Source organism: Youxingia wuxianensis (assembly GCF_014385085.1).
GTDB lineage: Bacteria > Bacillota > Clostridia > Oscillospirales > Ruminococcaceae > Youxingia > Youxingia wuxianensis.
Map to the genome: position 1 here is coordinate 60389 of NZ_JACRTD010000005.1, position 16556 is coordinate 76944.

A 16556-nucleotide genomic window follows, 5' to 3' on the forward strand; every position below is an offset into this window, starting at 1 on the left:
ATGATTTGAGGGAGGCAGACGGGGTTCCGTCTGCCTTCCCGCACGTAATTCAGCGGAGACCAGCGGCTTTTTAGCAGTTACTTGAATGCTTGAAGAGCTTCAAACCTTCAAGTTATTGCTAAAATGTTGGTTGCTCCGCTTAAGAATAAAATAAAAATATGGAGGAACCACAATGTTTGAAAACTATAAGGTTTATGAAACAGAGTTTGCCGGAAAAAAGATGGTCTTTGAAACCGGTAAAATGTGCTGCCTGTCCAACGGGTCGGTGTTGGTACGCTATGGTGAAACGGTTGTTTTGGTAAATGTAACCGCATCTCTCAAGCCAAGAGAAGGAATCGATTTCTTCCCCTTGTCGGTAGACTTTGAAGAAAAACTGTATTCTGTAGGTAAAATCCCCGGCTCTTTTCTGAAGAGAGAAGCCCGTCCCTCGGACAAGGCTATTCTGGCTTCCCGTTTGGTGGACCGGCCTATTCGTCCTCTCTTCCCTAAAGATATGAGAAACGACTGTTCGGTAGTAATGACAGTAATGTCGGTAGACCCTGATTGCCTGCCGGAAATCGCAGGCATGATTGGTACTTCTTTTGCTCTGTCTATTTCAGATATCCCCTGGAATGGACCGATTGCCGGGGCTAACGTCGGTTTGGTTGACGGTGAGATTATTGTTTGCCCCAATGCGGAGCAGAGAGCAAAAAGTGATTTAAACCTGACGGTTGCCGCCAATGCGGACAAGATCTGTATGATCGAGGCGGGCGCCAATGAAGTCAGCAACGAAGTTATGCTGGACGCAATCATCAAAGCCCATGATGAGATTAAAAAGATGGTTGCTTTTATTAAAAAGGTGCAGGAAGAGATCGGCAAACCGAAATTCCAATTCGAATCTCAGGAAGTCGATCACGATATGTTTGAAGAGATTAAAGCGTTTGCCATCGATCAGGTGAGAGAAGCGCTGGACACCGATGACAAAACGGTTCGTGACGCTCGGCTGGCTCCGATTATAGACGAAATACACGCCAAATTTGATGAAAAATATCCGGAACAGGAAGCAGTAATCGACGAGGCGATTTACAAACTGCAAAAATATGTAGTAAGAAGATGGCTTTTGGATGATGGCAAGCGCGTAGATGGTCGTGCTATTGATGAAATCCGTCCTCTGGCAGCCGAAGTTGGCCTTCTGCCGAGAGTTCATGGTTCGGGTATGTTTACCCGCGGCCAGACCCAGGTGCTTACTATAGCGACGCTGGGGACAGTCAGCGAAGCGCAGAGACTGGATGGAATTGACAGCCAGGAAGAAAAACGGTATCTGCATCACTATAACTTCCCGTCCTACTCGGTAGGGGAAACCCGTCCGAGCAGAGGTCCGGGCCGCCGTGAGATCGGACATGGCGCTTTGGCGGAACGCGCGCTGGAGCCGGTGATCCCTTCGGTTGAGCAGTTCCCGTATACTATTCGTTTGGTTTCGGAAGTTCTTTCGTCCAATGGTTCCACCTCCCAGGGTTCTATCTGCGGTTCTACCCTGGCGTTGATGGATGCGGGGGTTCCTATTAAAGCTCCGGTTGCGGGAATTTCCTGCGGCCTGATCACTGAGGGCGACCGCTGGATGACCATGGTGGATATCCAGGGGCTGGAAGATTTCTTCGGAGATATGGACTTTAAGGTTGGCGGTACCCATAAGGGTATTACCGCCATCCAGATGGACCTGAAGATCGACGGACTGACCTACGATATGATCAAAGAAGCTTTTGAGAAAACCTACAAAGCTCGTTTGTATATTTTGGATGAGATTATGCTCAAAGCGATCGGCGCCCCGAGAGAGGAATTGTCCAAATATGCGCCAAAGATGAAAAATATTAAAATTCATCCGGATAAGATCCGTGAGGTGATTGGTTCCGGCGGTAAGGTTATCCAAAAGATCTGCGCTGACTGCAACGTTAAGATTGACATTGACGACGACGGCAACGTATTTGTTTCCGCTATCAATGCGGACGACGTTAACCGCGCGATTATGATTATTGAAACCATTGTCAACGATCCCGAAGTAGGAGCGTTCTATAAAGGAAAGGTGACCCGTTTGATGAACTTTGGCGCCTTTGTAGAGCTGGCTCCCGGAAAAGAAGGGCTGGTTCATATCTCTAAGCTGGATGTGAACCGTGTTGAAAAGGTAGAAGACGTGGTAGCGGTAGGGGATGAGATCTTGGTGAAGGTAACTGAAATCGACTCCCAGGGAAGGATCAATCTTTCCCGGAAAGACGCGCTGCTTGCTATGGAAGCGAAGAAAAATGCCGCCAAGCAGCAGGAAGCCTAAAACCAAATAAAACAAAGCCGCTGCAAGGGTTTTTACTTTGCGGCGGCATTTTGCTTTTTTGTTTGGCCGCTGCGAGGGGAAAACATGGGTATTATTTGAATTTAATGTTAAATCATGTTATAATCTCTTGTTAGTGGTCAATAATTTTGCTATGATTAAATAGGTTGTATTATTCCTAAAAGTATTATATTTTAATTAAAATTATACATATAGTATATGGAGTGTGAAGTTTTTTTGGACAGTACAGGCTGGCTATTGGGGGCATCCCTGCTGGTACTATTATGTTTGTCGGCGTTTTTCTCCGCTTCAGAAACCGCCTTTTCTTCTTTGAACAAAATCCGCATGAAAAATTATGCGCAGGACGGAGATAGAAAAGCAAAACGGGCCTTGGGGATCGCGGAAGATTTTGATAAGACCCTTTCCACAATTTTGGTGGGAAACAATGTGGTAAATATGGCGTCCGCATCCATCGCTACGGTTTTAGCGACCGCTTTGTTCGGGGCCTCTGGCGCGGCCATCGCTACCTTTGTGATGACGGCGCTGGTGCTGATTTTTGGTGAAATCCTTCCCAAAAGCTTCGCTATGGAAAACAGCGAGAAGGTGGCGTTGTCTGTAGGCGGACTGCTGGCCTTTCTGATTAAGCTGCTTTCTCCGGTAGTGTTTGTGTTCTTGAAGATCAAGGAGGTGGCAACACATTTCCTTTCCCATCGGGAAGAACAGCCCAGCGTAACGGAAGAGGAACTGAAATATATTATTGAATCCATCGAAGAGGAAGGCGTTTTGGAGGAGCAGGAAAGCGACTTGGTCCAGTCTGCGCTGGATTTCGATGAGATTACAGTTCAGGAGATTTTGGTGCCGCGTGTGGACGTAGTAGCGGTAAATGTAGATGACAGTTTGGAGGAGGCCACCCAAACAGTATTGGAGGAACACTATTCCCGTATCCCTGTGTACCGGGGAACGATTGACAATATTATTGGTATTGTGAAAATCCGGGATTTACTGGAAGTAGTGGTCCGAAAAAAACAGTCCCCTTTGAAAAATTTGGTTACGGATTGTCTGTATGTGCATAAAACTATGAAAATTTCCTCGCTGCTCAGCGAGATGAAAGCCAAAAAGCTCCAGTTTGCGGTGGTCAGCGACGACTATGGCGGCACCATGGGAATTGTTACTATGGAGGATATTCTGGAAGAACTGGTGGGCGAAATATGGGATGAGACGGATGAGGTCATCCATGAGCTGGTGCAGACGGATAAGAATACCTATCTGGTCAACGGGGATATGAATATTTTTGAGCTGTTTGATCAACTAGATATCAGTGATAAAGATTTTAAAAGCGAGTATAATACGGTAGGCGGCTGGGCGCTGGAAATGTTGGGACACATCCCAGTGGCAGACGAGTTGTTTACTTATAAAAATATGAAAATTACCGTTATGGTTGTGGAAGAACAACGAATCCTCAGCTTAAGGGTGGAGGTTACTCCCCAAAAGACCGAGGATGCCGCGGCCGACGGCGGCAGGAGACGAAAAGACGATGAATAAGGTAGAACAGATAAAGCGGATCGTAGTAAAAATTGGTTCGTCCACGCTGACTCACGAAAGCGGCATGCTTAACATCCGACGGGTGGAACAGCTGGTAAAAGTGCTGGCGGATATTAAAAACAGCGGCAGGGAATTGGTAATGGTTTCCTCCGGCGCCGGCGCTGTGGGGTTCGGCAAGTTGGGGATGAAGGAGAAGCCCAGGGATATGCCGTCAAAACAGGCGGTGGCGGCGGTAGGTCAGTGTGAGCTGATGTATACTTATGATAAGATGTTCAGCGAATTTAATCATACTACCGCACAAATTCTGCTTACCCGGGATGTAGTGGATAACGCAGACCGTAAGCGAAACGTCCAGAATACCTTCCGGCGTTTGCTGGAAATGGGGGCCATCCCCATTGTTAATGAAAACGATACAGTATCTACAGAAGAAATAGAGTTTGGCGATAACGATGCCCTGTCCGCTATGGTAGCGGTGATGACAGAGGCGGACCTGCTGATCGTGCTGTCCGATATTGACGGGTTGTATGACAGCAACCCGAAAACCAATCCGGATGCGAAATTGATTGAATATGTGGAAGAGATTACCGATGAGATCGTTCTGGCGGCGGCGGGCGCAGGAAGCAACCGGGGAACCGGCGGAATGATCACCAAACTTCATGCAGCGCAGTACGCGGGGGAGCATGGGATTGATATGGTAATTTTAAATGGCGCCAACCCCAATAATTTATATGACTTTTTGGATGGAAAAAAGGTTGGTACCTATTTTAGAGGAAAACACTCTGATACATAAAAGAGGATGTGAAGCGCAATGAATAGCTTATTGGAGATAGGGAAAAGAGCGAAAGCGGCATCCCGTATCCTGTCTTGTGTTTGTACAGGACACAAGGATGAGGCGCTCCAAAAGATCGCCGATACTTTGCGGGAAAACACCGAGATCATTATGCGCGCAAACCAGAAGGATTTAGACAGCGCCCAGGAAAATGGAATGTCCAAGTCGCTGCAGGATCGGCTGCGCCTGAGCGAAGAGCGTATCCTGGGGATTGCCAGCGCGGTGGAGCAGGTGATTTCTCTTGAGGATCCGGTGGGCCAGGTGATTGGCGGCGGAACCCGCCCTAATGGCTTGAAGATTACAAAAGTCCGTGTGCCTCTAGGGGTAGTGGGAATGATTTTTGAGGCCAGACCCAATGTAACGGTGGATGCGGCGGTACTTTGTTTGAAAGCAGGAAACGCCTGTATTTTACGGGGCGGAAAAGAAGCGATCCACTCAAATAAAATGCTGGCGGGCCTGATGCGGGAGGCTATCCATGAAGCGGGGCTGCCTGCAGACTGTATTCAGTTGGTGGAAGATACGTCCCGGCAGAGTGCCAACGATATGATGAAATTAAACGGCTATCTGGATGTTCTCATTCCTCGGGGAGGGGCAGGGCTGATTCAGGCTGTGCTCCAGAACGCTACGGTGCCGGTGATTGAAACAGGCGTTGGAAACTGTCATTTATATGTGGATGAAACCGCTGATCTGGAGATGGCGGTGCGTATCGTAGATAACGCAAAAACTTCCCGACCTTCGGTGTGCAATGCGATTGAGACGGTGTTGGTGCATCGCCAGATTGCACCCCAATTTCTGCCTAAAATGAAACAGGCGCTGGACCGGCATCAGGTAGAAATCCGCGGCTGCGTTCGGACAATGGCCCTGCTTGCAGGGATCACGCCTGCCAGTCAACAGGATTGGGAAACAGAATTTGGAGATTATATTTTGGCTGTGCGGATAGTGGATACAATTCAGCAGGCGATTGAACATATTCAGGCCTATTCCACCGGACATTCCGAAGCAATAGTCACCGACAGCTATCAAAGCAGTCAGATGTTTATTTCTCAAGTTGACGCGGCGGCAGTCTATGTCAATGCGTCCACCCGCTTTACCGATGGAGGGGAATTTGGGCTGGGGGCGGAAATTGGAATTTCCACCCAAAAGCTCCATGCCAGGGGACCTATGGGCTTGGAAGAATTAACCACCTGTAAGTTTGTAGTGGCAGGAGAAGGCCAGATCAGATAATAGCAATTGTCCATGGCGTTTTGTGGCCGGAAAGGAAAAAATATGAGCACTGCGGAAAACAAAATTCATTATCGAAAAAATAAATATGCCGCGCCGGTAGGAGGGATTTTCCTGATATTATCGGTGATCGGCCTGATCGCTGTGGTGATCGTCTGTATCAACTTTACCCGTGGGATGCTGGATAATACCAAGGAGAAACAAAAGTTTGAGCAGATTATCGGACCGGTATTAATGTTTGACCCTCCGCCGTTTGAAAATGCTGCGGATTTGGATCCGGTGCTTTTGCTTCGGGCCTCCTTGTGGAGCACCTTGCTGGGGGAAAAACGGGATACCTATGAATTTGACTCCCTTAATCAGCTGATGGTTCCCGCCTCGGATGTAGACGTGGCTTGCGCACAGCTGTTTGGACCAGAAATTAAATTGGAACATAAGACGTTTGGCGACTATGAAACCAACTATTACTATGACGAGGAAACCAAAACCTATTATGTTCCGGTAACCAGTCAGGGGGGACTGTACACCCCCAGTGTGGTCAAGGTGGTCAAAAAGGGGGATGTTTTGTCCCTGACGGTAGGATATGTACCGCCGGCTACCGCTTGGACCCAGGGCTTTGGGGGCGAGACCAAGGCCGCTAACCCGGATAAGTATATGATTTATGAACTGCTTAAAGTAAAAGATCATTATCAGCTCACCGCAATCCGAGACGTGCCAAGGGATGAAACTGCCAGCGGGGCGGAAGCTCTCCAAGGGATACCCGCTACAGTACAGACGAACTCACAAAGTGAATAAAACGGAAAAAAGCCCTCTGCCTAAAGGCAGAGGGCTTTTTATTTTACCTTATACAACATGCCGTTTCCAAACGCCCGTTAGATAAAACCAGCCGGATAATACCGCAGCGATGGTCCAGCCAATGGGCCAAGAAAGCCAAATTCCGCTTTCCCCTAGGGGGACAGATAGGACAAAGGACAGGATCACACGCAATATCAAATCGGCAAAGGTACCAATCATAAATGCCATCATAGCGCCGGAACCGCGGAGAACACCGTCACAGATTAGTTTAATAGAAATAACCAAATAAAAGGGGGAGACTATTTTTAAAAACTCTTCTCCAACTGCGAAAGATTCCGGACTTGCGGTAGAAGCGTCTAGAAATATTCCCATCATAGCATGTCCGAAACCGAAAAATACGGCGATAAATGGCACCGCTACGCATAAAGACATCACCAGTCCGGCGCGGGTGCCTTTGGAAATCCGTTCCAGTTTGCCGGCGCCGATATTTTGGGCGGTAAAGCTGGAAACTCCGTTAGCCAAGGTGGTAAAAGAGGTTAAAGCGAAAGTATTTAGTTTTATTGCCGCCGAGTAACCGGCGATCACACTGGAACCGTAGGTGTTGATCAATCCCTGAATTGCCAGGTTGCCTACGGAGATAAAACTCTGTTGTAAAATACTGGGGACCGCAATCTTTCCGATACGCCCCAGCATGGAAAGAGAGAAAAAAGAAGTACTTTTTCCTTCGGTATCTTTCGGATTAAGCGGTTTTTCTATTTTCTTCAATCTCTGCAGTACGGTGATCAGCGCTAATACAGAAGCCGCCCCTTGAGCTAAGAACGTGGCCCAGGCAACGCCCGCTACACCCAGCTGAAAATAGATAACGAAAATAAGATCAAGAGCGATATTCCCCAGGGAGGACGCAATTAAAAAATAAAGCGGCGTCTTGGAATCCCCCAGGGCGGTAAAAATACCGGTACAGATATTGTAACTAAATAGAAAAATCAGTCCGCCGATATAAATATTTAGATAAAGGGCGGCGTCTGAAAAGATATTTTTCGGCGTATTCAGAAGGGCCATCATAGGTTTACAGGCCAGCAGCCCGCCCACAGTCAGCAAAGCGCTTAATGCCAAAATAGAAATCAGACAGGTATAAACCGCGGTTTGCATCCCCTTGTAATCCTTTGCTCCAAACAGTTGGGAAATCACCACAGAACAGCCAATATTAGAGCCGGTGGCGATGGCGATAAAAATCATGGTAATCGGATAGGACGCGCCAATAGCGGCTAGGGCGCTTTCCCCTACAAATTGTCCGGCAATGACACTGTCCGCAATATTGTAAAGCTGTTGAAAGATAATGCTCCAAAGAAGAGGAAGAGAAAATTTCCACAACAGTCTCCCAGGAGGGCCTTGGGTTAAATCAGTAGTCAATGAGTTACGCCTCTTTTCCTTTTACTGTTTTAATTATAAATTGCCATTTCTTAAATTGCAAAGCAAAATTTTCAGATTTTTTATAAAGAAAGATATTTTGGTAAAAGAACTATAAATCATTTGCGATGGGAAAAGGAGATTGTTGTTTTTACTAAATATATTGGTTTATTTTTAGTGAATTTTTGTTTTAGGCTTACGACCTATTTCTATTAATAGCTCCATATATTATCATAAATAAGGATTGTCCCTCTTATGGGAGATAAAATGATTGTATATTATATATAAAAATATTCAACTATATAGGTGAAAACACAACAAAAAGCTCAATAAATTTCCAAATACACACCTAAAGTTGAGATTTATTCTATCTAATGGGGGTGCTATACTTGGTTCATAACATGAAAAAGAGACAAAGTGATATTTTAAGCAGACTGCAGGAGAAAAAACAGCTGGATCTTATTCAACTGGCCCAGGAATTTGAAGTATCGGAGAGAACCATCCGCGGGGATATCCAGGTACTCAATGAGTTGTTGGAGGGGAAAGCAGTTATTCGTATTGCAGCGAAAAAAGTAAGTGTGGCAAGCGAAACCGAATTTGCCAAAACCGTGTCTGAGCTGATGGGGCAAAGCGACTACTATCAGTATAAACTTTCCATGGAGGAGCGGAAAGCGATAGAAGCTTTGATCATGTTGTGCAGCAATAGCTATACGACCACATCTTCTCTGGCCGAGCGGCTTTCGGTGAGCAAAAGCACGATTGTAAGCGAAATAAAAGAGCTCAAAGAACTTTTTGAGGATCACGGCCTCCAGCTCCGTCCCAAAACAAAATTTGGTTTTGAGGTGGTGGGGGAGGAGTACCTTGTTCGGTCTTTTTTGCTTCAATTGATTCCAAACAGCGGAAATAAAGAATATTTCAGTTCTACTTACACCTCCCTAGTAGAACAGGAGATCGGCCGCGGATGCAGCCGGGAAAGAGTACGGCATATTCTTTTAGAACAGGAGCATGCCTATCATGTTGAACTTACCGACGGCTCGTTTAAAGATGTAGAGAACTATCTAGTCGCGGTATCCAATCGCTGGAACGCTGGCAGGATGCAGGGAAAAGCGCCTGCGGCGGCAGGAAAAGGGCTCTCTCAAATGGCAAAGGAGATATTGGACCGATTGTTTGAGGAATTGGAGCTGCCATTGCCCCTTTCCCAGAAAGAAACAGATGCGCTGTGCAGTTTATTGGAGCGGTGCAAATATATCAGAAATGAAATTCAAAGCGATAAGGACTTGATAAATCTTCAGATGCAGGCGGCCGCCTTTGTTTATGATGTGTGCGGAGCGCTTAAAATAGCGGATCAGATCTCTTTCGCTAAATATACTTCCCTGCTCAATCATATCGATTCCTCTCTGCAGCGGCTGGGCTCCGGTCAGCCGACAGTAAAAAACCCACTTCTTCAAGAGTTGGAAGAGGCCTATCCTCATATTTTTTCTGTGGTGGAGGAAAAGATTAAACCGCTGAACAAACTGTTGGGGGAAACGATCAACCGGGATGAAATTTCTTACATTGTAATGTATTTGATCGCGGTTATGGAAACCTCCCGCCAGCAGAAAAAGCCAATCTCAGCCGTGCTTGTATGTTCTTCAGGGATGTGTACGGCCCTTTTGCTTCAGGCGAAACTGAAACAGAATTTTAATATTGAGATTGAGGATATTCTTTCTTTACATAAATTTATGGGCTATGATCTGGACAATGTGGACCTGGTAATTTCCACCGTTTGGATTGAACACCCGGAAATACCGTCGGTTCATATCAGCCCCATGTTAACGGAAAAGGATATCGAACTGCTGCGCAATGTGATTAAACGAGATGTGATGCACAAAAAGATGCAGGAAGAAAATCAGAACCCTGTAAGCGATTTGATTCTTAATTATGTGCAGGAATATCATCAGATTGTAGGGCAGTCGGATTCCCAGGATAACCAGGAATACCGCAGACTTTTGATGGAGCTCAATCAAAAGTATACAAGGAAATCATCCCCGGAAATGAAAGGAAAATATCTGCATGAATTATTATGCGAGGATACTATCCAACTGGACGTACACGCCCAGGACTGGCAGGAAGCAATCCGGATCTCCGGCCAGCTGCTGTTACAGCATAAGGATATCCAGCCTAGATATATTGACAAGATGATCCAGCTTGTCAAAGAATACGGACCATATATTGTATTCATTCCAGGGGTGGCAGTAGCTCATGCGGGATTTTTGGATGGGAGCCTGAATTTAAGCGTCAGTTTAATACGGTTGGACGAACCGGTATGTTTTCATCATGAAACCAACGATCCAGTGCGCTTGGTAGCTTGTTTCAGCGTGGAAAATGGCCGAAGTCATTTGCTGGCGTTCTTCCATCTGGTAAAACTGATCGCAGATAAAAATATTCTTAAGTGTATTTTAGAAGCAAAATCAAAAAGAGAGATTCTGGATATCATTAAATTTTATGAACTTTACGGGAAAGAGGATGATTAATGAGATGCGTGTGCTTGACGAGGACTTAATCCACATAGGGGTTGACGTTTCTACGGCGGACCAGGCTATTGAATATATTTCGGATATTCTTTACAAAAAAGGCTATGTAAAGGAAGGGTATGCCCAGCGGGTGATTGAACGGGAAAAACAGTATCCCACCGGGTTGATCGGCAAGGGAATTGGTATTGCAATTCCTCATACCACATCCGATTATGCGGTAAAGCCTGCAGTATGTGTATTAATTCCAAAACAACCGATCCCTTTTATGATGATGGGGACCACAGATGAGGAGATAAAAGCGCAGGTCCTGATGCCCATGGTGGTAAAAGATAATAAGATGCAGTTGAGTATGCTGCGCAAAATGATGGCTCTTTTAAAGGATACCAAGCGGCTGGAAAAAATACGGCAGGCCACAGACAAACAGGAAATATTGCAGCTGCTTTCCTGTCTGGAAGAGGAGTAAATTATTCGGCTTTAAAGAATGCGCGTTCTTTGAAAATATTTCAATTATGGAGGAGGAAAAGAGTAATGAAAAAAATCAGAATTTTATCAGTGTGTGGTTCCGGAACCATCAGCTCTGCCATGATTTCACAAAAGCTGGCGGAGGCCTTGCGGGCTGAGGGGTATGAAATGGATGCGGTAGAAGTAAACAACGGGCAGATACAAAATGCCTTGGCGGCGGCCAAATACGACTGCATCTGTTATGCCAGCCCGGTTCATGGTGATTTTGACATCCCCTGTATCAATGCCATCGGGTTGCTGACGGGTATGGATGAAGAAGGTGTCATTGAAGCGGTATTAGAGGTGGCGAAATCACTGCAATAGAAGGTTATAAATTAAAGAAAGAGGAGGATATTTTATGTGGCAAACACTTAAAAGTGTCTTGGATGCTTTTGGATCTACTATTTTTGTCCCGGTAATGTTGTTTATCGTAGCGTTGTGTCTGAAAACACCGGTGAAAAAAGCATTTATGTCTGGGCTTCTGGCTGGCGTCGGATTAGTGGGGTTCAATATGATTACCGGCAGCTATGGTGCTATTCTTGCCCCGGTAGTAAATAAACTGGTGCAGGAAGCAAACATCAACCTCCCCGCGATGGATTTGGGCTGGCAGTCCACGGCGACCATCGCTTACTCTACCGATATTGGTATGATCTTTATCGGCGTAGCGATTTTACTCCAGTTCTTGCTTTTCTTATGTAAATGGACCAATGTATTTATGCCGTCAGATCTGTGGAATAACTACTCCTTTATTGTTTGGGGCTCCCTGATCTATGTAGCTACCGGGAATACCTGGCTGGCAATCGGCTGCATGGTTTTACAAAATTTATATATCCTGCTGTTTGCAGAAGTGATTCAAAAACGTTGGGCCAGCTATTACGGCTACCCCGGCACTGTTATGACCGCACCGCATCATATCGGTCATGTGCCATTCTGCATTCTTCTTGACTGGCTGCTCAATAAGCTGGGCGCGGATAGGATTAACCTTCGCCCAGAACCCATTCAGAAAAAATTAGGATTTTTAGGCGAACCTATGACCATCGGCCTTATCGTAGGCGCGATCATTGGTATCTGCGGAAATATGTATCATCTTACCGAGCTTGCCGCTTGGGGCCAGACTTGCCAGTTCGCGGTAGCAACCGCAGCGGTTATGGCAATTTTCCCGAAAATCGCCGCGATTTTCGCTTCCGCATTTACCGCGATTACCGATGCTTCTAAAAAAGCGGTAAAGGGTTCTACAAAACAGCGTGAATGGTATCTGGCGGTAAACGACGCCTTGGGTTATGGGGAAACCGCGACTTTGACCACCGGCCTTCTGCTGATCCCGATTACCCTGGTTCTTTCCTTTATTCTTCCCGGAAATATCGTTTTGCCGGTAATGTCCTTTACTGCTTTGGCTTATCGTGTTGAGATCAACATCTGCCTGAGCGATGGAAACATATTCAAGTCTGTTATCGCTTATTCTATTATTTTCTGCGGTTCTTTGTACATCGCTTCTGCCAACGCAGAATTTTATACCCAGGTGGCTAAGTCCGTAGGAATTGATCTTCCGGAAGGCGCTCTGCTGGTAATTGGAATGATCGCCGCAAACATCTTTATGCATTTGATCTATCGGGCGTTCCTTTCCCAAAATCCCATTTGGATAGGGATCAGTGTTGTAGTTTACTTTGCTCTTTATTTCTGGTATAGAAAAAATAAACCGGTTATGGATGAGTTCCTTGAGAAAAACGTTTATGCTTATAAAGAAAAATTGGCTGCCAAAGGAGCTGCGGTATAGCGGCTTAACAAACTAAAACTCTATCTACACACTTTGTGTTTAAACACAAAGTGTGTAGATGAAGGAATTTGGATGACGGATAGGAGAACTTATATGGGAGAAGCGGTAAAAATTGTTGTGGTAGGGGATCAATCCATTTCCCCGGAAATGCTGGAGGAGGCGGCAAGGGATCTCCACTTGGATGCACAAATTGAGATTAAGAAACTGTGGTGGGGCGCCCACAACCGTTCGGAAATGCAAAAACAGCTTTTAAATGTGGAGACCAACGGAAGTACGGCAGAACCGCCGGCCCAAGGGTTGGAAGAGGAAATCGCCGATGCGGATTATCTGCTTTCCCACCTGGGGACAATCCCCAGAACCGTCTTGGAAAAAGCCAAGAAGCTAAAGCTCATCGGAACCTGCCGGGGCGGACTGGAGCAGATCGACGTTGCCGCCGCTACAGAATTGGGAATCCCGGTGATGCATGTGATCCGAAATGCGGAGGCCACCTCCGATTTTGCGGTTGGTTTGATGTTTGCGGAAACCCGCAATATTGCCAGAAGCCATGCGGCTATTCGTCAGGGAGTATGGCGCAAAGAATTTGTAAACTCCGATTATACCACCTCTATGCGGGATATGACAGTTGGACTTGTGGGGCTGGGACATATTGGAAAACTGGTAGCCCAAAAGCTTTTGGGAATTGGAATGAAGGTCATCGCCTATGATCCTTATGTCACCCAGGAGGTGTTGGAAACTGCCGGGCTGGATAAGGTGGAACTAATTCCGCTAGAAGAACTTTTTAAGGTGTCGGACATTGTGTCCTTACATATGCGGGTAACCAAGGAAACCGAAGGAATGATCAATAAGTCCCTGATTTCTTTAATGAAGCCGACGGCATATCTGATCAATACTTCCCGGGCAAGGGTGCTCAATAAAGAAGATCTGGTAGAGGCGCTGCAAAATAAAACGATCGGCGGGGCGGGGCTGGATGTATTTTGGGACGAACCACTGCAGGAAAATGATCCTTTGCTGGCCCTGGACAACATCACTATGACTTCCCATATTGCGGGAAATGTAGTGGATGCCCTGCCAAAATCACCGAAACTGCTGGTAAAAACTATAAACCGATACTTTGAAACAGGGACCAGCGATATGATAGTAAATAGGAAATGAGGGATGAATATGCTTCTCGAACAAGAAAGAATCGACGTAGTAGAATATGGAAAAGAGATGTTTTCTAAGGGGCTTACAAACGGAACCTCTGGAAACATCAGCGTATATAACCGGGAGAAAAAACTGATGGCCATCAGCCCCAGCGGTGTAGGCTACTTTGAAACGAAACCGGAAGATGTAGTAGTTATGGATTTGGATGGCAATATTGTAGATGGAAAGTTTAAGCCGTCCAGCGAAGTCCACCTCCACAGTGAAGTATACCGCAACAAAGAAGATGTGAATGCAGTAGTACACACCCACTCAGATAATTCTACCGTTATGGGATGTTTGCGCTGGGAGCTGCCTTCGGTACACTATATGCTGGGAGCGATTGGCGGCACTACCGTGCATTGCGCACAGTACGCTACTTTCGGCAGTCTTGAGCTGGGGATCAATGCGGTTAAGGCAATGGGACCCCAAAAAGCCTGCTTTTTAGCGAACCATGGACTTTTAGTGTGCGATGTAAACTTGAAAAAGGCTCTCGCTCTGGCGGAAAAGGTGGAATGGATCGCTGGAATTTACCTGAGGACCCGCAGCGTGGGAGACCCGGTTATCCTGGATGACGAAGAGATGAGCAGGGTACGGGAGCGGGCTAAATCCTACGGCCAGCCGTCCAAGGCCTAAGAGGGGAAATATTATGTACTCTATAAAATTAGGAGCCGACCTGATTCATTTTGGAGAAGGAGCCTTATCAGTTCTGGAAAGCCTGCCGGGAACAAGAAAACGAGCATTTATCGTTCAGTCCGGAAAGATTATGGAAGAACTGGGATTTCTGGAAAAAATTACCCGGCCTTTGGAAGCGGGAGGGTACCAATGGGAGACCTATACTGGAGTGGAACCGGAACCTAGCTTTGAATGTATCTATGAGGGTGCGAAAAAAATGATTGCCTTTGAGCCGGACTGGATCATCGGCTTCGGCGGCGGCAGCGCTATGGACGCGGCCAAGGTGATGTGGGCGTTTTACGAAAATCCGCAGCTGACTACCTTAGAAGATATTACTTTCCCCAACGTTATCCCAAAACTACGGGAAAAAGCCAAACTGATCTGTATTCCAACCAGCAGCGGGACGGGAAGCGAAGTCACAAAATCGGCGGTAGTAAAGGACACAAAACGGCATCTGAAGGTTCCGGTGCGGGATATGCAGCGCAGGCTGATCCCGGATATGGCAATTTTGGATCCGATTATGACCATTTCCATGCCGGCGTCCCTGACGGCGGCGTCCGGACTGGACGCTATTACCCATGCGGTGGAAGCTTATGTGTGTAAAGACGCCAATCTATTTTCCGATGCACTGGCGACGGCGGCATTTACAGCGGCTTATGAGACACTGCCAAAATCCTACCATGATCTGAAAAATCTGGCCTATCGGGAGAAAATGCTGGGAGCCGCCTGTCTGGGCGGAATGGCGTTTGCCAACAGCAATCTGGGAATTACACACAGTATCGCCCACTCCCTGGGCGGCGAGCTGGGGGTCCCTCATGGGATTGCCAACGCCATCGTTCTGCCTTTTGTGGTGGAATTTAATTCTAGGGATGAAAAGGCCAAAGCGCGTTATCAGACGCTTGCTTCTATGGTAGGGTATGGTAATTTCCAGCAGGCAATCTTGGATTTAAACCGCCAAGTGGATATTCCTAGTTCCCTGAGCAATTATCTTAAGGATAACGGGGCGTTCTTGGATAAGGTGGATAAGATCGCTTCTATGGCCATGACAGACCTCTCCATTGGCGGGAACCCCATTCGTCCCACTCAGGAAGAGCTCAGGCAGCTCATTTTAAAAATATACAAAGGCTGACAAAAAATAGAAAGCGGAGGCGTGATCAAATGGATACTCAGAAATGTGCGCGTATCATAGCGGTAGTTTGTTCCATCGGAGTATTATGCGCTTTGGTAAGCGGTTTGTTGGGATCTCTTATTTTACTTTTGATAGCGCTTCCGCTGGCAATTTACTGCCGGTGGAGAATGTCTCGGGAAAAAGAGGAAATCGCTTGCTTTTTGCAGGAACACAATGCTCGAAAATGTATGAAGGGGGACTGCTTCGAGGGTCGGGGAGAACTTCGCAAAAATGAAGAGTGCCTGATCCTTTTTAAAGAGGACTGTTTGGAGATCACTTATGGGGAGAAAAAGCAAAGTTCTCTTATTGTCCCTATGGAATATGTGGAAAGTATCCATGTGTATACCGTAGAACAGGCTATGGATTTGGCCCGGGTATCCCGGACGGCAGTATTGGGAAAATTAGGGGAAGCCATGTCCGCGGTATGGATGTCGCCTAAGAAAAAAGAGATAAAAGCGGAAAAAGAAGTTCGCTACTTGGTAGTAAATGGTTTTTGGGAACACAAAACAAAATTTACTTTAAGTTTTTATGCTGGAAAAGAATACTATAGGTATAATATGTTGGCTGCAGGCGAAGAAGATAGAACAAAAAAGGCGCACAGAGAGCCGGAGCAGCTGAGAAAAAAAGAGGCCAGCCTAGGGTAAAGGAGGAATTGC

At 46.5% G+C, this 16556-nt stretch carries 14 protein-coding genes; 13 read left to right on the forward strand and 1 reads right to left on the reverse strand.

Annotated elements, in window-relative coordinates; translation table 11 throughout:
* The first annotated feature begins 172 nt into the window (after positions 1-172).
* The 5 genes from H8705_RS07930 to H8705_RS07950 all read left to right on the forward strand — a co-directional run bounded on the left by H8705_RS07930 (position 173) and on the right by H8705_RS07950 (position 6683).
* Entirely contained in the window at positions 173-2302 is a 2130-nt protein-coding gene (locus H8705_RS07930; protein ID WP_262395303.1) for a polyribonucleotide nucleotidyltransferase, read from the forward strand.
* Between the two features lie 234 nt (positions 2303-2536).
* Complete coding sequence (locus H8705_RS07935; RefSeq protein WP_262395304.1) at positions 2537-3841, forward strand: hemolysin family protein; 1305 nt, start codon at positions 2537-2539, stop codon at positions 3839-3841.
* Entirely contained in the window at positions 3834-4631 is a 798-nt protein-coding gene (gene proB / locus H8705_RS07940; RefSeq protein WP_262395305.1) for a glutamate 5-kinase, read from the forward strand. Before H8705_RS07935 ends, proB begins: the two co-directional genes overlap by 8 nt.
* A gap of 18 nt (positions 4632-4649) precedes the next feature.
* On the forward strand, positions 4650-5894 hold the full coding sequence (locus H8705_RS07945; RefSeq protein WP_262395306.1) for a glutamate-5-semialdehyde dehydrogenase: 1245 nt from the start codon (positions 4650-4652) through the stop codon (positions 5892-5894).
* A gap of 42 nt (positions 5895-5936) precedes the next feature.
* Positions 5937-6683: a hypothetical protein gene (locus tag H8705_RS07950; RefSeq protein ID WP_262395307.1), complete on the forward strand. Its 747-nt coding sequence runs from the start codon at positions 5937-5939 to the stop codon at positions 6681-6683.
* Between the two features lie 48 nt (positions 6684-6731).
* Here H8705_RS07950 and H8705_RS07955 read toward each other — a convergent pair whose 3' ends face one another.
* Positions 6732-8093 carry an MATE family efflux transporter gene (locus tag H8705_RS07955; RefSeq protein ID WP_262395308.1) on the reverse strand — a complete coding sequence of 454 codons (1362 nt, stop codon included), beginning with the start codon at positions 8091-8093 and terminating at the stop codon, positions 6732-6734.
* A gap of 398 nt (positions 8094-8491) precedes the next feature.
* Between H8705_RS07955 and H8705_RS07960 the strand changes: the two genes are divergently transcribed.
* The 8 genes from H8705_RS07960 (at position 8492) to H8705_RS07995 (ending at position 16544) form a co-directional block, all read left to right on the forward strand.
* Positions 8492-10603: a BglG family transcription antiterminator gene (locus tag H8705_RS07960; protein ID WP_262395309.1), complete on the forward strand. Its 2112-nt coding sequence runs from the start codon at positions 8492-8494 to the stop codon at positions 10601-10603.
* Entirely contained in the window at positions 10596-11066 is a 471-nt protein-coding gene (locus H8705_RS07965) for a PTS sugar transporter subunit IIA (protein WP_262395310.1), read from the forward strand. The genes H8705_RS07960 and H8705_RS07965 overlap by 8 nt, the downstream gene beginning before the upstream one ends.
* Positions 11067-11131: 65 nt before the next feature.
* Positions 11132-11428, forward strand: a complete 297-nt coding sequence (locus tag H8705_RS07970; protein ID WP_262395311.1) for a PTS fructose transporter subunit IIB — start codon at positions 11132-11134, stop codon at positions 11426-11428.
* A 34-nt stretch (positions 11429-11462) separates the two neighbouring features.
* On the forward strand, positions 11463-12878 hold the full coding sequence (locus tag H8705_RS07975) for a PTS galactitol transporter subunit IIC (protein WP_262395312.1): 1416 nt from the start codon (positions 11463-11465) through the stop codon (positions 12876-12878).
* Positions 12879-12950: 72 nt separating this feature from the next.
* Entirely contained in the window at positions 12951-14030 is a 1080-nt protein-coding gene (locus H8705_RS07980) for a 2-hydroxyacid dehydrogenase (protein ID WP_262395313.1), read from the forward strand.
* 9 nt (positions 14031-14039) lie between these two features.
* Positions 14040-14693, forward strand: coding sequence for an L-fuculose-phosphate aldolase (locus H8705_RS07985; protein ID WP_262395314.1), 654 nt, complete (start codon positions 14040-14042; stop codon positions 14691-14693).
* A gap of 13 nt (positions 14694-14706) precedes the next feature.
* Positions 14707-15861 carry an iron-containing alcohol dehydrogenase gene (locus H8705_RS07990; protein ID WP_262395315.1) on the forward strand — a complete coding sequence of 385 codons (1155 nt, stop codon included), beginning with the start codon at positions 14707-14709 and terminating at the stop codon, positions 15859-15861.
* Between the two features lie 29 nt (positions 15862-15890).
* Positions 15891-16544 carry a hypothetical protein gene (locus H8705_RS07995; protein WP_262395316.1) on the forward strand — a complete coding sequence of 218 codons (654 nt, stop codon included), beginning with the start codon at positions 15891-15893 and terminating at the stop codon, positions 16542-16544.
* Positions 16545-16556: the final 12 nt, after the last annotated feature.